We start from the raw sequence: 16,154 nt of genomic DNA on the forward strand, positions 1-16,154 counted from the left end.
ATCGTTCTATCGGGCTGTCGAAGGTACGGCCGGGGCAGGGGCGTACCCGGCGGGCCGGGTGGTGAAGGCGCCCCGGCCCTGGGTTCGGCTGCGGAGCCGGGTCGCGTACCCGAACAGGCCGGCCAGGGGCACCGTCGCGGTGATCACCACGGTGTCGGCCCTGACGGCCGAGTCGGAGACGCGGCCGCGCCGGGCGGACAGGTCACCCAGCACGCCGCCGACGGCGTCCGCGGGGACGGTGACCAGCACCTCGGCCATCGGCTCCAGGAGCACCATCAGGCTGGCCCGCAGCGCCTCCCGCAGCGCGAGGCGGCCGGCGACGCGGAACGCCAGTTCCGAGGAGTCCTTCGGATGGGTGGCCCCGTCGGTGAGCGTGACCCGCACGCCCGTCACCGGGTGACCGCCCAAGGGCCCCTCGGCCAGGGCGTCCCGGCAACCGGCCTCCACCGCTCCCACGTACTCCCGTGGCACCCGACCGCCCACGACGGCCGAGTGGAACACGAAATCCGCCCCGGGGGCCGGCTCCACGTCGAGGACGACGTGGGCGAACTGACCTGCCCCTCCGTCCTGCTTGACGTGCCGGTACAGCAACCCGGACACCCCACGGGCGACCGTCTCCCGGTAGGCCACCCTCGGCCGGCCGACGCTGACGTCCAGCCCGTGATCGCGACGGACCTTCTCCACCGCCACCTCCAGATGCAGTTCCCCCATCCCGGACAGCACCGTCTGACCGGTCTCCCGATCGGCCCGGACCGCCAGCGAGGGATCTTCCTCGACCAGCCGGGCCAGCGCGGACCCGAACCTGTCGGCGTCGATCCTGCGGCGGGCTTCGACCGCCACGGAGACCACCCGATCGGCCACCGCGGCCGATTCGAACAGGAGCGGCGCGGCGGGGTCGCACAGGCTGGCCCCGGCGGCGGCCGACTTCAGCCCGGCCACCGCGACGATGTCCCCGGCCACCGCGACCGCCACCTCCGTGTGCCGGTCGGCCCGCACCCGCAGGATCCGGCCGATCCGCTCGGTACGGCGAGCACCCACGTCAAGCACCGTGTCCCCCCGCCGGACCGTCCCCGAATACACCCGCAGGTAGGTCAGCCGCCCCGAGGCAGTCGAGTTCACCTTGAAGACGAGCCCGGCGAACGGCGCCTCCGGGTCGGCGGCCCGCTCCCCCGTCTCGCCGTCCAGCGTGCCCCGCACCGGCGGCACGTCCAGCGGCGACGGCAGGTAGGCCCCGATGGCGTCCAGCAGCGGTTCGATCCCGCGGTTGCGGTAGGCGGAACCGCACAGCACCACCACGCCCTCACCGGAACAGGTCAGGTCGCGCAGCGCGGCCGTCAGCGTCGGGGCGGAGATGGCCGACTCCGCGCAGAACTCCTCCAGCGCGAGCGGATGCCGTTCGGCCACCGCCTCCTGGAGCAGCCGGGCGCGCCGGCGCGCCTCGTCCAGGAGCGCCTCGGGCACGGGGCCTTCGACGACCGTGTCGTCGCCGTCCGACCAGATCAGGGATCGCATCCGCACCAGGTCCACCACTCCGGTGAACCCGGCCTCCCGGCCGATGGGCAGCTGGATCACCAGCGGGGTCGCGTGCAGTCGAACGCGGATCGACTCGGCCACCGCGTCGACGTCGGCGCCGGGCCGGTCCAGCTTGTTGACGAAGGCGATCCGCGGCACGCCGTACCGGTCGGCCTGGCGCCACACCGACTCGGTCTGCGGTTCGACTCCGGCGACCCCGTCGAACACGACGACCGCGCCGTCGAGCACCCGCAGGGAGCGCTCCACCTCATGGGAGAAGTCGACGTGGCCCGGGGTGTCGATCAGGTTGATCTGGCGACCGTCCCAGGCGCAGCTCACCGCCGCGGCGAAGATGGTGATCCCGCGGTCGCGCTCCTGCGGATCGAAGTCGGTGACGGTCGTGCCGTCGTGGACCTCGCCGCGTTTGTAGGTGACGCCGGTGGCGTACAGGATCCGTTCGGTGACGGTCGTCTTGCCGGCGTCGACGTGGGCGAGGATGCCGAGATTGCGAACGCCGGCCAGCGTCTCGTTCAGGTTGGTACGCATGCCCATGGGCCCTTCGATGATCCAGAAAAGGACAGCGCGAATCCCGGACGAAACAGGGACAGGGTCAGCTGTTCGCCGCGGACGTCCAGCGCGGGCCGCGCAGCCGGCGCCGGGACGGCGAAGACACCAGGATCACCTCGTACCGTGACGAGGGAACGACGACGGCGACGCGCTGACGCATGGCCGCCTCCCCTCCATCACCAAGGCCCGCGCCGCGGGCGCGGCGCTCAATTCGCGGCGAGCCTACCGAAACGGCCGCCTGCGGCAAACAGATTTAACGAGCCATCACAGGCCGCACTCGTGCCCGAGGATTGGCCAGGATGCGCATCACGAGGTGGCCGCACCGCACTAGACGCGAGAGCGCTCTCAGCAAAAGCGCGCGAGGTTCCGTCCAGTTGAGTAGGAGTCGACTCACGCCACACCGGGCGGGCTCCCCGGATCCTGGAAAAAATCCCACCAGCTCTTGGGAGCTCAAGATGGATCGTTCCACCGTACTCAAACTCTCCGTGGCCGCGCTGGCGCTGGGCCTGACCGCGATCGCGGCTCCGGCGCAGGCCGCCGCCGACACCAGGCAGGTGATGCTCGTCAACGTCGAGACCGGCAAGTGCCTCACCATCGCGGGCGGGGTCAGCACCGAGAACAACGTCCACGCCGTCCAGTACACCTGCGACACCCACCCCTCCCGCCGCTGGACGCTGAGGTCGGGCGTCGGCGGCGGCCTGCGCGTCAAGAACGTCCAGACCGGCAAGTGCCTGACCATCGCGGGTGGCGTCAGCAAGGCGAACAACGTCACGGCCCTGCAGTACAACTGTGACACCCACCGGTCGCGGTCGTGGACCCTCACCGAGGACGGCACGACCGGCAACTACTGGATCAAGAATGTCGGGACCGGCAAGTGCGTGACCATCGCCGGTGGCGTCAGCAAGGCGAACAACGTCGAAGCGCTGCAGTACACCTGCGACAGCCACCCCTCCCGCCGCTGGCACCTCGTCTACGTGACGTGAGCTAACGCTCTCCCGGCGGATCGTCACCAGCCGGTGGCGATCCGCTCGCGGATCCGGTCAGGGTGCGATCCGGACGACCGCCACCGGGCAGGGGGCGTGGTGCAGCATGGCCTGGCTGACGGAGCCGAGGAGCATGCCCGCCAGGACCCCGTGCCCGTGCGAGCCGACGACGAGCAGGTCCGCGCCGTCGGCCGCGTGCCGCAGGGCGTCGACCGGGTGCCCGTGCACGACGTCCATCGACACCCGCACGTCCGGGCTGGTCTCCCGCCATCCGGCCAGGACCTCGGCCAGCGCCCGCCGGCTGCCCTCGGGCTCGCCGTCGACGTCGGGCCGCAGGAGGTCGTGCCAGTCCCAGGCCAGCACGGCGCGCAGGCCGGCGCCGCGCAGGGCCGCCTCCTTGAAGGCGAACTCCAGGACGGCGGACTGGGCGTCCGAGCCGTCCACGCCGACGACGATCTCCGGCCGGGGCGGCGACTGCCGCTTGCGGACCACGACCACGTCGCACGCCGCGTGACCGGCCACGCCGTACGCCACGGAGCCGATCAGCTTGCCGCGCAGGGCACCCAGCCCGGAGTCCCCGACGACCAGCAGATCGGCGTGGCGCGACTCCTCGATGAGGGCCAGCCGGGCGTCGCCGCCCGCCAGCTTCGTGTCGACGTTCACCTTCGCCTCGGCGCGCCGCGCCGCCGCGGCGGCCTCGGCGAGCGCGGCGTTCCCGCCGTCCCGCATCCAGGCCCCGACTCCGCTGTACGGCCCCGCGGCCCCCCGATCGAGGCACCAGGCGGGCACCGCGCTCACCACCCGGAGCGGCACGTCACGCAGCACGGCTTCGTGCGCCGCCCACTCCACCGCCTCCACACCGGCCCGCATGCCGTCCACTCCGGCGACGATCACGATGTCCTCCCGCTGGGTCTACGCCTGCCTTCATGATCGCCGATCGGCGCTCGGAAGGGCAGGGCCGATGGACCCGAGATGGGCAGGACCTCCTACCCGGGGCTGCCGCCCTCGTCGAGAACGTCCGCCAGCGGGCGCCGGACCCCCCGGGTCCTCGTGGTGGGATAGCCCAGCCGCATCACCATCTGCGGGAACTCCCCCGAGCAGAGCCGCGCCCGGATGAAGTCCCGCAGCTGCGGGTGTTCCAGCGCCTGGGTGTGGAAGGCGGCGGCCACCCCCGCGGCCGCGGCGTGCAGGAGCACCGCCTGGAGCGCCTGCCCGGCCCGCAGCCAATCCGCGCGCGTGTCGCTCCTGGTGGTCAGCAGCGCCACCACCCCGGTGTCCGTGGCCATGGGCTGATCATCCGGGTTGCCCCAGCCCTGCCCGCGCGCGTAGTCGCGCTGGGCGAAATGCGGATGTGTCCGGCGGGCCTGCTGCGGATAGGCGTCGGCGGGCACGCCGTCGCGATACTTGCTTCCCGGTGGCCGCCCCCAGCGGATCATCTCCAGGCTGAAGTCCCGATCCTGGGCCTGAACCTCCTGAGCCGCCGTGGTGAGCGCCGCGACAATCCGGATCGCCGCCTCCGCCCCGACGGGAGTCAGCCGGGCGCCTTCCCGTTCCGCCTCCCCCACCAGCGCGTCCAGCAGGTGCTCCGGCACTCGCCGGCCGGAGAAGCCCGCCCGATGGGTACGCCGCCGGGGGATCTCCGACCGGATCACCTCGGTGTGCTCGTCCACCGCCTCGGCCGGCCCTATCCGTACGGTGGCCAGCAACGCCGGACGGTCAGGATCGGGGAGCGTCCGCACCAGCGGCTCGAAGCCGAGGGCGCGTATCGCCGTCCTGACGTTGAACAGCGCGGCCCCGCAGCTCAGCAGGAGTTCCCTGCCCTCCGGATCGGCCGCGCGCAACCGCCGGTCGACATCGGCGCGGAGACTGATCTCGTCCCCGGCGATGGCGAACGACCACGGCTGGCTGTTGTGCACCGACGGCGCCCACCCCGCCGCCTCCACCACGGCTTCCAGATCCTCTCGCGTACGCATTCCACGCCACCTCCCTCTCCAGTCCAATGACCCGTGCGGCACCGGGTAAGGGCCGAAGGTCCCCCATTGGCGGGACGGTGGGCTCCAATAGCCTGCTTGCCGATATATTCTGGAGTGCATGGGAAGACGGACGATGACGGAGGCGGCGTTCCTCGTTCTCACCGCGCTGGTCGACGAGCCGCGGCATGGCTACGGGATCGTGCGTGAGGTCGAGAAGCTGTCCACCGGGCGGGTGCGGCTCAAGGTCGGCACGCTGTACGGCGTGCTCGACCGGCTGGCGGCCGACGAGCTGGTGACGCTGGATCGCGAAGAGGTGCAGCAGGGCCGGCTGCGCCGCTATTACCGGCTGACCGACTCCGGTGCGACGGCGCTGGAGGCGGAAGCCGTACGGCTCGCGGAAAATGTCAGGAGTGCCACGGATCGGCTCAGCGCCCGCCACCGGCGTGCGATCACGGCGGGAGGAGCGGCATGAGCCTTCTGGAGGAGAGCTATCGGCGCGTGCTCCGCCTGCTGCCCGCCTCTTACCGCGCCAAGCGGGAGATCGTGATCGCGGGCCTGGCCTGCGTGGGCGTGCACTGGCACTCCCCCGCACTGCGAACGCCGTCGTGGCCGCTGGCCTTGGCGATCCTGGCGGCGCTGGTATTGTGCGCCCGGCTCCCCGGTCTCAATTTCGGCGCTGTCGACTCGATCACCCAGACCATGACAGCCGTAGCCCTCGGCCAGAGCGTCGCCGTCGCCCTGATCGGCCTGGTTCTGGTCGTCCTGGGCACCAGAGCGCTTCTAGCCATTCCGAGGGCCGCCGAGCCCTGATCTACCGCTGTGCGAGCTCTTTCTCAAGGAGATTGGTGATCGGCCACGCGCCGGGAGTGGAGTTGGAGATCACAGTGTGCGTCAGCCGCGTCCGCGGCCGATGAACGCTGCGGAAGGAGACGCCGGCGTCGTATCCCTCCAGCAGCGCCGTGTCCTGGGATCCTGGCGATTCGGGGAGCCAGAAGCCGAGGCCGTACCGCCTCGACTCTGACGGCACGTCGCTGCGCGGCCGCAGCATCTCCGAGACCCAGCTCGACGACACGATTTTTCCGCCGTACAGGGCATGCCAGAAGGAGGTGAAGTCCCGCACGGTGGAGTAGATCCCGCCGTCGCCGCTGCCCAGCACCGGCAGGTGGAACACGTTGGTCCTGGACACGCCCTCGATGGTCAGGTAGCCGAGAGCGGTGCGCTCCGGCAGTTCGTCGGAGCGCAGGAAATCGGTGTCGCGCATGCCCGCCGGCTCGCAGACGCGGTGGCGTACCAGGTCGTGGAAGGGCTGGCCGCCGACGCGTTCAGCGATCAGCGCGAGCACGACGTAGCCGCCGTTGTTGTACGAGAAGCTCTCGCCGGGGGCGAACTTGCTGGGATGCCCGCCAAGCACCGCCAGGTACTGCTCGGTGGTGGCGAGCTCGTGCACGGGCACCGGCAGCACGTAGTCGGTGATCTCGTGCCCGGCATCTTCGTCGAAGTAGTCGCCGATGCCCGACCGGTGGGCCAGGAGGTGCTCGACGGTGACGCCGTCGTCGATGAGCGGGAGATCCTCACCGAGCACCGAACGCGCGGTCGTGGACAGATCGAGCACACCCTCCTCGATCAGGCTCACCACCACAAGCGCGGTCAACCCTTTCGTGCCACTGGCGATCGCGAACCGCGTGTCCACCGTGTTGGCGATCTTGTGACCCCGGTGGGCCAGTCCGTACGCCTTGGCGAACTCGCTCTCACCACCCCGATCCACGGACACCACACCGGCGAACCCGGTCGCGTCGGCTATCGAGTCGACCATGTCTTCCAGCGGGGGCATGTAAGTCCTTTCAGTACGGCGTCTCGCTGTCCGGGCAGAACCGGCCGTTGCCGGTGGGCCTGGCCGGGACAGTTCGGTACGGATTACCCCATCCTGATGGCGGGGGCGCTGGTGTGCTCGGGCATCGCGAACAGCGGACTCAAGGGATGATATGGAAGTAAACGTCACACCGATCCATCTGCGCGCGGGCGGCACCAGCCTCGTCGTGGCCAGCGCCGTGCTCCCGCCGTGGCAGCGCGCCGGCGTCACTTTGCCCGGACGGGTGCTCAGGCTCGTCGGCGTCGAAGCGCCGTCCCTGGACGTCGACCGTTCGGTGCTGCTCCGGGTGGTGGGCGCATAAACAGCCCGCTCAGCCCTTCGAGCGGCTGCTGTCCCAATTCCACGTTTGACTTATATAAGCGCACCCTGAAACGATCGGTTCGAGGCGCCGCGGGACAGACGAGTCGAAGGACACCTGATGGATATCGTTGACGAGATCGAGCAGGCGCATCGCGAGTTGCTCAACGGTGAGCGCAAGGTCATGACGCTGCGGCGGCGCTACGACGCCGAAGTCGAGGACGTGTGGGACGCCTGCACGAACGCCGAGCGGCTGCGCCGCTGGTTCCTGCCCGTCACCGGGGACCTGCGGCTGGGCGGCACGTACCAGCTCGAGGGCAACGCGGGCGGCGAGATCCTGCGCTGCGAGCCACCCCGCCTGCTGACGGTCAGCTGGCTGTACGGCGAGGATCCCGGCTTCTCCGAGGTCGAGGTGCGCCTGTCGAGCGAGGGCGACGGCACCCTGTTCGAGCTGCGCCACACCGCCGACGTGCCGCCGGACATGTGGTCCGGCTACGGCCCCGGCGCCGTCGGCGTGGGCTGGGACCTCGCCCTCCTGGGCCTCAGCCTGCACCTGTCGGGCGCACCCCAGATCGACGAGAACACCTTCCACCAGACCCCCGAGGGCCGGCGCTTCATCACGGCCAGCAGCCAGGCGTGGGGCCAGGCCTATGCGGCCGCCGGCGGCCCGCCTGACCAGGTCGCCGCCGCCGTCGCCGGCACCACCGCGTTCTACGCCCCCGAAGAGGAGCAGTCATGACCCAGAAGATCACCACTTTCCTGATGTTCCAGAACGGCGACGCCGAGGAGGCCATGACGTTCTACGTCTCCCTCTTCGAGGACGCCAAGGTGGTGAACGTCGCCCACTACGCCCCCGGCGAGCCCGGGCCGGAAGGCAAGATCAAGCATGCCACCTTCACCCTGGCGGGCCAGGAGTACATGTGCATCGACAGCAGCGGGCACGCCTTCACGTTCACGCCGTCGGTCTCGCTCTACGTCGGGTGCGACACCGAGGAGGAGATCGACCGCCTGTACGCGGCACTCGCCGAGGGCGGCCAGGCACTCATGCCGCTGAGCTCGTACGGCTTCAGCACCAAGTTCGGCTGGGTGAACGACCGCTTCGGCGTCTCCTGGCAGCTCAACCTGCCGTAACGGACGTGTTGCCGACGGCTCCAGCCTCCGGCCGGGCGCCTTCGCGGTCGGCGAACAGCGCGAGCGGGTCGATGTCCTTAAAGTGGGCACGTGACCACTATGCCGCCGGAGCGAGCGCGCCCTTCCGAGCCAGAGCCCCATCGGCACCGGCAGGTGGCGGAGTCGTTCGGGGTGGACGCCGAACGCTACGACCGCACCCGGCCCCGCTATCCCGACGCCTTGGTGAACCAGATCGTCGCCGCCAGCCCCGGACCTGACGTTCTCGACGTCGGCTGCGGCACCGGCATAGCGGCCCGGCAGTTCCAGGCGGCCGGCTGCAAGGTGCTCGGCGTCGAGCCCGACGCGCGAATGGCCGAATTCGCGCGCCGCGGCGGGATCGAGGTCGAGGTGGCGACTTTCGAAGCCTGGGATCCCGCCGGCCGGGACTTCGACGCGGTCATCGCCGGTACGGCTTGGCACTGGGTCGACCCGGTCGCCGGACCGGCCAAGGCGGCACAGGTGCTGCGGCCCGGCGGCCGGCTGGCGGCATTCTGGCACGCGTTCCAGCCTCCGCCCGCCGTGGCGGACGCCTTCGCCGCCGTCTACCAGCGGGTGCTGCCCGACTCGCCGTTCAACCTCCAGTCCACGCGGCAAGCCCTGGACATGTATCAGGCGATGTTCACCAAGACCGCCGACACGATCCGGGACGCGGGCGGGTTCAGCGAACCGGAGCAGTGGCGGTTCGACTGGGAGCAGCCCTACACCCGGGACGCGTGGCTGGACCAGCTGCCCACTAGCGGCGCTCTCACCCAGATCGCACCGGACAAGCTGGCGGCGGTGCTGGAGGGCGTCGGCGCCGCCATCGACGCGGTGGGCGGCAGCTTCACGATGAGCTACGCCACGGTGGCGGTCACCGCGGCCCGAACCGGCACCGCCTGACCCGGCCTGACCGCTCTCGCGACGCCGTCCACTCGCTTCTTGGCGTGCTCGCTGAAGCGGCCGGCCACCGCTTTCAGGTCCATTTCGAGGCCGTCGGCGAGCAGGGCGGACAGCTCGCCCGGCCTGGTGGTCCCTCTCGCCAGGACGATCGGGCGGTGCCGGGCGAGTAGCTGGCTCGCGAGCATCATGTAGGCCAGCACCAGATCGCTGATCAGGTCGGCTTCCAGGGTGTCCCGGTGGTACGCGGCATTGCGGTACTCGTGCATGCGGTCGAGCACCTCGCGCTCCTGGGAGGTCAGCACATCGTGCTTCACGAGGTACTTGGTCTTCTCGTGCAGGTGCATGTCGAGCTGGTGACGCCTGTCCGGCCCTACGTGCTCGTCGATGAGTCTGTCCACGGTCGCGTCCGGCTCGGCGCCGCTGTCACGGATCTCCCGTAGCTCCTCGACCACGCTGTCGGCGGGCTGCCAGGCGAGCCTGGCGTTGACCTCACGCCCCACGATCACCTCGACCAAGTGATCGATGAGAAGCAGGGCGAGCCGATCATGCGCCTGGTCGCCTGCCGCCGCGCATCGCCGGATCTCCGCGATCTCGACCGCGAGCCATCGCCATTGCTCGCTGCCGGAGAACTGAACACGATCCCAATCGTGCGCGAAGGGCTGAAACGGCATGACTCAACGATCGCACCGTGCGGAGCTGTCGCGAAGACGGCGACCGCGCTCTCACTCCTCGCCGGGCCGGGTCAGCCGGTGCGCGGCCAGGAGCGACGTCCACACCAGGACGAGCGCGATCGCGACGGCGAAGGCGACGTTGGCCGCTCTGTTGCCCGCCAGCGCGAAAATCGACATCCAGGACGCCAGGAAGAGCGCGCCGGTCACCGTACTGGAGGCCGACCAGCCGCGGCGGCCGGCCGCGGCGAAGCGGCGGGCGAACACGAAGCAGGCGGCGATCAGTGCGAGGAAGCCGACCCCGGCGACGAGGAAGTGCACGAGTCCGGGCACGCTGACGGTCGTGGGCGGGCCGGTCGGCGTCCCCGGGGGGAAGCCGTCGACGGGGTCGGCGGAGAAGAAGGCCGCGGCGACGATCCCGGCGCCGAAGACGCCGATCAGCCGCGGTCCCCAGGTGCCGCCCCGGCCCGCCGAAGGCCCCAGCACCCGGCGCAGCCCGACCGCGCCCGCCACGAACAGCAGGCCGGTGACCAGGAAGTTGGCGATCTGGATCCAGCCCAGGTCACCGTTGCTCAGCAAGCTGGCCGGATGGCGGCCGAGGTCGAACCCGTCCCTGGTGAGCATCTGCAGGACGACCACGACGATGTAGAGCGGGCCTGCGATGATCCCGCAGGTCAGCAGCGTTCTCGTCGACCCGGCGGCGGCGCCGGGCGCGGTGGTGACGTTCCCGGTCATCAGCCGTTGTCGTCCCCACCGGTCTCGGGGGCGAAGTGCTGCACCCCGAACGCGATGGCCGCGGCGATGTCCTCGTCGCTGGTTCCCCAGGCGGCCTGGATCACCGCTCCCCAGGCGTGGCAGCTGCGGGTCGCGAACTCCTTGACCTCGGGCGTGTCTTCCCAGGTCGCGGGGTCGAGCGTCGCGCCGCTGAGGAACAGGTGGAGGCCGAGCAGCGCGAGATCCCAGCCGCCGCCGAGGCCGATCGTGCCGCCGGGCCCGTAGGTGCGCACCATCTCGTCGACGATCTCGGCGGGAGCCGAGTGCACCAGCTCCATGACAGTGCCGTCCCCGTCACGCGCGAGACGGACTTCGACCTCGGTGAGCATGCCTTCCCCGAGGGCCCAGGTCACCTTGATCAGATGGGGCTCCTCGCAACGCAGGATCTCCCCGCCGGCGTTGTCCTTGAGCTGGAACGTGCCGCCGAGCCGGAGGTCGCCCTCGATCGGGGCCAGCCATCGGCTGATCCGGTCGGGATCGGTACAGGCGCTCCACACGTCCTCGATCGGGGCGTCGTAGCTGCGGCGCAGCAGCAGCGACCGCCCTTCGCCGGTGGTGAGCGCGTGGTTGCCGATCTCCCGGTGGGTGGCGTTGACCTGGTTGATGTCAATCATTCGTCTTCCTCGGTGTTCGTAGGTGGTTGTGTGCTCGCGGACGGCGGTTCGGCGGGGTTTTCGCGGCGCTCACGCTTGCCGCGCGCGAGTTCGGTGCCCAGCGCGTCCAGGCGCTGGGTCCAGAACCGGCGGAAGCGCTCCAGCCAGATGTCGACCTCCCGAAGTGGTGCCGAGTCCACGGCGTACAGGCGCCGGGTGCCGTCGGCGCGGGCGGTCGCGAAGCCGGACTCCCGCAGCACCCGCAGGTGCTGTGAGACCGCCGGTTGCGAGATCCCGAACTCCGCCCGGATGATCCCGCTGACCGCGCCCGCGGTCTGTTCGCCATCGGCGAGCAGTTCCAATATCCGGCGTCTCACCGGGTCGCCCAGCACGTCGAAGGCATGCACAGCAGGGAGAATGCCACCTTCGGCTTATATAAGTCAAGCGTGAATAATGCTGGGGAAGGCCCTGGCCGCCAGGGCGGCGTTCATGACCGGGTGCCGCCAGCGAGCCGGAGCGTCGGGTTTCCTGGCCAAGGACGGCCCCACGGACGGACTCATCGACGCCATCCGCAGACTCGGACGCGGCGAGCAACTCTTCCCGCGCCCCCAGCCCGAGCCGCCGTAAACAATTGCCGTTCTTTTCGGCGAGAGAATTATAAAGGTACCCTGACCGGGTGGGTAAGCATGATGATGGCCAGATGGGGCTTGTGCCCGCGCTGGTGCGGTCTACGTTCTTGGTTAATGCGGTATACGCCGAGTCAGGCCGGGAGCACGGCCTCACCCCGCAGCAGGGCCAATTGCTGTGCGTCCTGATGGCGCAGCCGTACGGGATGGGCGAGTTGGGCGCCACGCTCGGGCTGGCCAAGTCCAGCCTCACCGGTCTGGTGGACCGTACCGAACGCAACGGCCTGGTCCGGCGCGAGCCAGACCCGCAGGACACGCGCGCGGTCCGGGTCACGCTCACGCCGGAAGGCAGCAAGCTGGCGGAGGAGTTCTACGCCGAGACCTGCCGCCGGGTCGGGAAGCTGCCGGCGGGGCTCAGCGCCGCCGAGCTCGACACGCTCGCCCGCCTGCTTGGCCGCATCGTGCTGGACAACAAGGTTCCGGTGGTTTTCCTCGAAGAAGGATCCCTCGCCGATCACGAGCGATAAGACCACCCCCCAGACTTGCAGTTCGTAGTACGAACTAATACGGTTCGTACTACGAACTAAGCTTTTTCGTCCGTGGGAGTGGAAACCATGAGTCATACCGCCGGCCGGGAAGTCGTCTTCGGCTTCGGCGCGCATAACGGATTCGGCGAGATGCCGGAGCTGCTGCGCATGACCGAACAGGCCGACCGTGACGGGCTTGACGTCTTCTCGGTGGCCGACCATCCCTACCTCGGCGGGCACCTGGACGCGTACGCCTCCGTCGGCTTCATCCTCGGGCGTACACGGCACATCTCGGGCCTCGTCAACGTCACCAACCTGCCGACCCGGCCCGCACCCATGCTGGCGCGGATGGTGACGTCCCTGTCGGCGATCTCCGGTGGCCGCGTCGTGCTCGGCATGGGCGCGGGCGGGCGGTGGGACCGCATCGCCGACATGGGCGTGCCGCGGCTCTCACCGGGCGACGCCGTGAACGCCTTCGAGGAGGCGATCGTCCTGGTCAAGCTGCTGTCTGGCGGCGGTCCTGCGGTCACCTACCGGGGCCGCCACTACCAGGTGGACCAGATCGAGCCGGCTCCCGTGGCCGCGCCCCCCGTGTGGACCGGATCTGTCGGCCCGAAATCCCTGGCCGCCACCGGCCGGGTGGCCGACGGCTGGATCCCCGGCCACGCGGCGGACTGGCTCAGCGAGCGATACCGGGCGTCGCGGCCGATCATCGACGAGGCGGCGGCGGCCGCGGGACGCGATCCACGCGAGATCCGCACGATCTTCAACCTCCCCGGACGCATCACCGACCGGCCGCTGCCCGCCACGCGTGACCGCGACGGGCGCTGGATCGGCGGTTCCGCCGGCCAGTGGATCGAGGAACTGACCGGGGCCGTGCTGGAGCACGACGCGTCGGGCTTCACCCTCTTCTCCCCCGGTCACACCGACCTCGCCGTCCTCGGCCGCTGGGCCAGGGAGATCGTCCCCGCCGTACGCGAAGCGATCGCGAAGGAGAACGGCTAGCCGCATTCCCCAGCCGGCCTGTCATGTCTGCCGGGTGGCGTGCTCGCTCTCCTTGTCTCGGGCGGCCGTCCTGGCGCGTCCGTATTCGGCCAGGGCGTGGAAGGCGGCCTTGGGTTCCCATGGCAGCCCCGGATAGGTCGTCCCCGTGTGGCCGTACTCCAGGATCTTGACGATGCCGAAGCTGGCGGTGTCGAAGTCCCGTTCGGGCTCGGCGGACGTCGGCAGGTCCCGGCGGGCGAAGGTGTTGACGAACGCCGTGTCGGTGCCCTCCTCGTGGTAGATGTCGAGAAGCTCGCGTACGTACGCGGCTTGTTCTTCTTCGTCCCGTATGACGGCTGCGGTCAGGCGGGCGGGGCGGGCGTGCTCGTCCCATTCGACGATGGAGTCGCCGCGCCCGCCCAGATCGGCGGCGCCACGGTAGGTGACGCAGCCGAATTCGGTGACGGCGAACGGTTTGCCCTGCGAGGTCTGCGCGCGCAGACCCGCACGGAAACCGGACGTGGTGGCCGCGTCGCGGTATCCGGCGTCGGTGGCGATCATGTCGAACGGAGCCCAGTCCACGCCTTCGACGGGCAGGGAGGCGTAGCTGACCGGGCCGCCGAACCGTTCGCGCACCACGGTGACGGCTCGGGCGAGGAAGGCGTTGACGCGGGCGCGCAGGCCGGGGAGCGCGGCGCGCACCCGCGCGGGGTCGGCCAGCCCGCCAAGCCGCTCGTGGAGGCTGTCACCAGGCAGAAAGCCGCTGGTGAGCAAGCTGATCTCGGAGCCGGTGAGGAACACGACGCGAGTCCCTTCCCGGCGCAGGCGTTCGGCTCGTTCGGCGCCGTCGACGATGAACGCCATCAGCTCGTCCTGGGTGAGGTCGTTGGTGAACGGCGAGTACCAGACCTCCAGGCCCGCGCGGGCGGCGTGGCGGGCGGCGGTCTCCAGACGGTCCTGGTCTCCTCCGGTGACGCGGACCGCGTCACAGTGCAGGTCGTCGTGGATGATCTGCATTTCGCGGCGTACCACGTCGGGGGTGAAGGGTTCGTGGGTGGTGGTTCCGGCAGAGGGGAAGCCGGTGTCGTAGGTGACACCGTAGGCACGCATCAGGGGTCTCCGTGTCTGGCTAGAAGTCCATGTCGCCGCCGGCCGGAGCAGGGTTCTTCTCCGGCTTCTCGGCGATGACGGCCTCGGTGGTCAGGAAGAGCGCCGCGATGGAGGCGGCGTTCTGCAGGGCGGAGCGGGTGACCTTGGCGGGGTCGATGATGCCGGTGTCGAACATGTTCACGTACTCACCGGTGGCGGCGTTGAGGCCCTCGCCCGGGGGAAGGTTGCGGACCTTCTCCACCACGACGCCGCCTTCGAGGCCGGCGTTGACGGCGATCTGCTTGAGGGGCTCCTCAAGCGCCTTCTTGACGATCGCGGCGCCGGTGGCCTCGTCGCCGAGGAGCTCGAGCTTGTCGAACGCCTTTGCGCCGGCCTGGAGCAGCGCGACGCCGCCGCCGGGGACGATGCCCTCCTCGACGGCCGCCTTGGCGTTGCGGACGGCGTCCTCGATGCGGTGCTTGCGCTCCTTGAGCTCGACCTCGGTGGCCGCGCCCGCCTTGATGACGGCCACGCCGCCGGCGAGCTTGGCCAGGCGCTCCTGGAGCTTCTCGCGGTCGTAGTCGGAGTCGGTACGCTCGATCTCGGCGCGGATCTCGTTGACCCGGCCGGAGATGGCCTCGGCGAGGCCCGCACCGTCCACGATCGTGGTCTCGTCCTTGGTCACCACGACCTTGCGAGCCCGGCCGAGCAGGTCGAGGGTGGTGTTCTCCAGCTTGAGGCCGACCTCCTCGGCGATGACCTGGCCGCCGGTCAGGATCGCGATGTCGCCCAGCATGGCCTTGCGGCGGTCGCCGAAACCGGGAGCCTTGACCGCGACCGACCGGAGGACGGCCTTCATCTTGTTGACGATCAGAGTGGACAGAGCCTCCCCCTCGACGTCCTCGGCGATGACCAGCAGCGGCTTGCCGGTTTGTACGACCTTGTCGAGCAAGGGCACCACGTCCCTGTTGGCGGAGACCTTGCCGCTCACGATCAGGACGTACGGATCGTCCAGGACTGCCTCCATACGCTCGGTGTCGGTCACGAAGTAACCCGAGTTGTAACCCTTGTCGAAGCGCATACCCTCGGTGAGCTCGAGCTCCAGCCCGAAGGCGTTGCTCTCCTCGACCGTGATGACGCCTTCCTTGCCGACCTTGTCCATCGCCTCGGCGATCAGCTCGCCGATCTCGGTGTCACCGGCGGAGATGGAGGCGGTGGAGGCGATCTGCTCCTTGGTCTCCACATCCTTGGCCAGCTTGGAGAGCTCCTCGCTGACCCGCTCGACGGCCGCCTCGATGCCCTTCTTCAGGGCCATCGGGTTGGCGCCCGCCGCGACGTTGCGCAGACCCTCACGAACCAGGGCCTGGGCCAGCACGGTGGCGGTGGTGGTGCCGTCACCCGCGACGTCATCGGTCTTCTTGGCGACTTCCTTGACCAGCTCGGCCCCGATCTTCTCCCACGGGTCCTCAAGCTCGATCTCCTTGGCGATGGAGACACCATCGTTGGTGATCGTGGGGGCGCCCCACTTCTTCTCCAGCACGACGTTGCGGCCCTTGGGGCCCAAGGTCACCTTGACGGCGTCGGCGAGCTGGTTCATACCGCGCTCAAGACCGCGCCGGGCTTCCTCGTCAAACGCGATCAT

The 16,154-nt window shown here is 69.9% G+C and carries 20 protein-coding genes; 10 read left to right on the forward strand and 10 right to left on the reverse strand.

Annotated elements, in window-relative coordinates; all coding sequences use genetic code 11:
- Positions 1-6: 6 nt before the first annotated feature.
- Entirely contained in the window at positions 7-2,058 is a 2,052-nt protein-coding gene (gene fusA / locus Amac_RS25540) for an elongation factor G (protein ID WP_155356927.1), read from the reverse strand.
- A gap of 476 nt (positions 2,059-2,534) precedes the next feature.
- On the opposite strand from fusA, the gene Amac_RS25545 reads away from it, so the two are divergent.
- Positions 2,535-3,062, forward strand: coding sequence for an RICIN domain-containing protein (locus tag Amac_RS25545; RefSeq protein WP_155356928.1), 528 nt, complete (start codon positions 2,535-2,537; stop codon positions 3,060-3,062).
- A 57-nt stretch (positions 3,063-3,119) separates the two neighbouring features.
- Here Amac_RS25545 and Amac_RS25550 read toward each other — a convergent pair whose 3' ends face one another.
- The gene (locus Amac_RS25550) at positions 3,120-3,956 is read right to left on the reverse strand and encodes a universal stress protein (protein ID WP_155356929.1); all 837 of its coding nucleotides are present in this window, start codon (positions 3,954-3,956) and stop codon (positions 3,120-3,122) included.
- Between the two features lie 92 nt (positions 3,957-4,048).
- Complete coding sequence (locus Amac_RS25555; protein ID WP_155356930.1) at positions 4,049-5,035, reverse strand: Acg family FMN-binding oxidoreductase; 987 nt, start codon at positions 5,033-5,035, stop codon at positions 4,049-4,051.
- Positions 5,036-5,153: 118 nt separating this feature from the next.
- Between Amac_RS25555 and Amac_RS25560 the strand changes: the two genes are divergently transcribed.
- Together Amac_RS25560 and Amac_RS25565 are read left to right on the forward strand one after the other, a co-directional pair.
- Positions 5,154-5,507 (forward strand): PadR family transcriptional regulator, encoded by a 354-nt coding sequence (locus Amac_RS25560; RefSeq protein WP_246268684.1) that lies wholly within the window; start codon positions 5,154-5,156, stop codon positions 5,505-5,507.
- Positions 5,504-5,845 (forward strand): hypothetical protein, encoded by a 342-nt coding sequence (locus Amac_RS25565; protein WP_155356931.1) that lies wholly within the window; start codon positions 5,504-5,506, stop codon positions 5,843-5,845. Before Amac_RS25560 ends, Amac_RS25565 begins: the two co-directional genes overlap by 4 nt.
- A 1-nt stretch (position 5,846) precedes the next feature.
- Here the strand turns inward: Amac_RS25565 and Amac_RS25570 are convergent, their stop codons facing one another.
- Positions 5,847-6,866 carry a serine hydrolase domain-containing protein gene (locus Amac_RS25570; protein WP_155356932.1) on the reverse strand — a complete coding sequence of 340 codons (1,020 nt, stop codon included), beginning with the start codon at positions 6,864-6,866 and terminating at the stop codon, positions 5,847-5,849.
- A gap of 151 nt (positions 6,867-7,017) precedes the next feature.
- Here Amac_RS25570 and Amac_RS25575 point away from each other — a divergent pair, with 151 nt between their 5' ends.
- The 4 genes from Amac_RS25575 to Amac_RS25590 all read left to right on the forward strand — a co-directional run bounded on the left by Amac_RS25575 (position 7,018) and on the right by Amac_RS25590 (position 9,251).
- Positions 7,018-7,206 (forward strand): hypothetical protein, encoded by a 189-nt coding sequence (locus Amac_RS25575; RefSeq protein ID WP_155356933.1) that lies wholly within the window; start codon positions 7,018-7,020, stop codon positions 7,204-7,206.
- Positions 7,207-7,323: 117 nt separating this feature from the next.
- Positions 7,324-7,941 carry an SRPBCC family protein gene (locus Amac_RS25580; RefSeq protein WP_155356934.1) on the forward strand — a complete coding sequence of 206 codons (618 nt, stop codon included), beginning with the start codon at positions 7,324-7,326 and terminating at the stop codon, positions 7,939-7,941.
- On the forward strand, positions 7,938-8,333 hold the full coding sequence (locus Amac_RS25585; RefSeq protein ID WP_155356935.1) for a VOC family protein: 396 nt from the start codon (positions 7,938-7,940) through the stop codon (positions 8,331-8,333). Before Amac_RS25580 ends, Amac_RS25585 begins: the two co-directional genes overlap by 4 nt.
- Before the next feature lie 99 nt (positions 8,334-8,432).
- Entirely contained in the window at positions 8,433-9,251 is an 819-nt protein-coding gene (locus Amac_RS25590; RefSeq protein ID WP_174900226.1) for a class I SAM-dependent methyltransferase, read from the forward strand.
- Here the strand turns inward: Amac_RS25590 and Amac_RS25595 are convergent.
- From Amac_RS25595 to Amac_RS25610, 4 genes are read right to left on the reverse strand one after another with little or no spacing between them, the layout of a single operon-like run.
- Positions 9,206-9,922, reverse strand: a complete 717-nt coding sequence (locus Amac_RS25595; RefSeq protein WP_155356937.1) for a hypothetical protein — start codon at positions 9,920-9,922, stop codon at positions 9,206-9,208. The genes Amac_RS25590 and Amac_RS25595 overlap by 46 nt on opposite strands.
- Before the next feature lie 51 nt (positions 9,923-9,973).
- Entirely contained in the window at positions 9,974-10,654 is a 681-nt protein-coding gene (locus Amac_RS25600) for a DUF998 domain-containing protein (RefSeq protein WP_155356938.1), read from the reverse strand.
- Positions 10,654-11,307 (reverse strand): SRPBCC family protein, encoded by a 654-nt coding sequence (locus Amac_RS25605; RefSeq protein ID WP_155356939.1) that lies wholly within the window; start codon positions 11,305-11,307, stop codon positions 10,654-10,656. Before Amac_RS25605 ends, Amac_RS25600 begins: the two co-directional genes overlap by 1 nt.
- Positions 11,304-11,693, reverse strand: coding sequence for an ArsR/SmtB family transcription factor (locus tag Amac_RS25610; protein ID WP_155356940.1), 390 nt, complete (start codon positions 11,691-11,693; stop codon positions 11,304-11,306). The genes Amac_RS25605 and Amac_RS25610 overlap by 4 nt, the downstream gene beginning before the upstream one ends.
- Before the next feature lie 46 nt (positions 11,694-11,739).
- On the opposite strand from Amac_RS25610, the gene Amac_RS25615 reads away from it, so the two are divergent.
- The 3 genes from Amac_RS25615 (at position 11,740) to Amac_RS25625 (ending at position 13,444) form a co-directional block, all read left to right on the forward strand.
- Positions 11,740-11,913 (forward strand): response regulator, encoded by a 174-nt coding sequence (locus Amac_RS25615; RefSeq protein ID WP_155356941.1) that lies wholly within the window; start codon positions 11,740-11,742, stop codon positions 11,911-11,913.
- Positions 11,914-11,986: 73 nt separating this feature from the next.
- A complete protein-coding gene (locus Amac_RS25620; RefSeq protein ID WP_155356942.1) occupies positions 11,987-12,439 on the forward strand; it encodes a MarR family winged helix-turn-helix transcriptional regulator in 453 nt (150 codons plus the stop codon).
- A gap of 87 nt (positions 12,440-12,526) precedes the next feature.
- A complete protein-coding gene (locus Amac_RS25625) occupies positions 12,527-13,444 on the forward strand; it encodes an LLM class flavin-dependent oxidoreductase (protein WP_155356943.1) in 918 nt (305 codons plus the stop codon).
- A gap of 21 nt (positions 13,445-13,465) precedes the next feature.
- Here Amac_RS25625 and Amac_RS25630 read toward each other — a convergent pair whose 3' ends face one another.
- Both Amac_RS25630 and groL read right to left on the reverse strand, forming a co-directional pair.
- Complete coding sequence (locus tag Amac_RS25630; RefSeq protein ID WP_155356944.1) at positions 13,466-14,533, reverse strand: glycoside hydrolase family 113 protein; 1,068 nt, start codon at positions 14,531-14,533, stop codon at positions 13,466-13,468.
- A 19-nt stretch (positions 14,534-14,552) separates the two neighbouring features.
- On the reverse strand, positions 14,553-16,154 hold a 1,602-nt coding region (gene groL, locus Amac_RS25635; RefSeq protein WP_155356945.1), incomplete at its 5' end, for a chaperonin GroEL.

Source organism: Acrocarpospora macrocephala, from assembly GCF_009687865.1.
In the GTDB taxonomy this organism is placed as follows: domain Bacteria; phylum Actinomycetota; class Actinomycetes; order Streptosporangiales; family Streptosporangiaceae; genus Acrocarpospora; species Acrocarpospora macrocephala.

What these genes read in the sequence shown, in the direction of transcription:
- Amac_RS25625 (WP_155356943.1), top strand. Translation starts at nt 12,527, where the DNA reads ATGAGTCATACCGCCGGCCGGGAAGTCGTCTTCGGCTTCGGCGCGCAT.
- Amac_RS25560 (WP_246268684.1), top strand. Translation starts at nt 5,154, where the DNA reads ATGGGAAGACGGACGATGACGGAGGCGGCGTTCCTCGTTCTCACCGCG.
- Amac_RS25575 (WP_155356933.1), top strand. Translation starts at nt 7,018, where the DNA reads ATGGAAGTAAACGTCACACCGATCCATCTGCGCGCGGGCGGCACCAGC.
- Amac_RS25580 (WP_155356934.1), top strand. Translation starts at nt 7,324, where the DNA reads ATGGATATCGTTGACGAGATCGAGCAGGCGCATCGCGAGTTGCTCAAC.
- fusA (WP_155356927.1), bottom strand. Translation starts at nt 2,058, where the DNA reads ATGCGTACCAACCTGAACGAGACGCTGGCCGGCGTTCGCAATCTCGGC.
- Amac_RS25615 (WP_155356941.1), top strand. Translation starts at nt 11,740, where the DNA reads ATGCTGGGGAAGGCCCTGGCCGCCAGGGCGGCGTTCATGACCGGGTGC.
- Amac_RS25595 (WP_155356937.1), bottom strand. Translation starts at nt 9,922, where the DNA reads ATGCCGTTTCAGCCCTTCGCGCACGATTGGGATCGTGTTCAGTTCTCC.
- Amac_RS25555 (WP_155356930.1), bottom strand. Translation starts at nt 5,035, where the DNA reads ATGCGTACGCGAGAGGATCTGGAAGCCGTGGTGGAGGCGGCGGGGTGG.
- Amac_RS25630 (WP_155356944.1), bottom strand. Translation starts at nt 14,533, where the DNA reads ATGCGTGCCTACGGTGTCACCTACGACACCGGCTTCCCCTCTGCCGGA.
- Amac_RS25545 (WP_155356928.1), top strand. Translation starts at nt 2,535, where the DNA reads ATGGATCGTTCCACCGTACTCAAACTCTCCGTGGCCGCGCTGGCGCTG.
- Amac_RS25620 (WP_155356942.1), top strand. Translation starts at nt 11,987, where the DNA reads ATGGGGCTTGTGCCCGCGCTGGTGCGGTCTACGTTCTTGGTTAATGCG.
- Amac_RS25600 (WP_155356938.1), bottom strand. Translation starts at nt 10,654, where the DNA reads ATGACCGGGAACGTCACCACCGCGCCCGGCGCCGCCGCCGGGTCGACG.
- Amac_RS25605 (WP_155356939.1), bottom strand. Translation starts at nt 11,307, where the DNA reads ATGATTGACATCAACCAGGTCAACGCCACCCACCGGGAGATCGGCAAC.
- Amac_RS25565 (WP_155356931.1), top strand. Translation starts at nt 5,504, where the DNA reads ATGAGCCTTCTGGAGGAGAGCTATCGGCGCGTGCTCCGCCTGCTGCCC.
- Amac_RS25590 (WP_174900226.1), top strand. Translation starts at nt 8,433, where the DNA reads ATGCCGCCGGAGCGAGCGCGCCCTTCCGAGCCAGAGCCCCATCGGCAC.
- Amac_RS25585 (WP_155356935.1), top strand. Translation starts at nt 7,938, where the DNA reads ATGACCCAGAAGATCACCACTTTCCTGATGTTCCAGAACGGCGACGCC.
- Amac_RS25570 (WP_155356932.1), bottom strand. Translation starts at nt 6,866, where the DNA reads ATGCCCCCGCTGGAAGACATGGTCGACTCGATAGCCGACGCGACCGGG.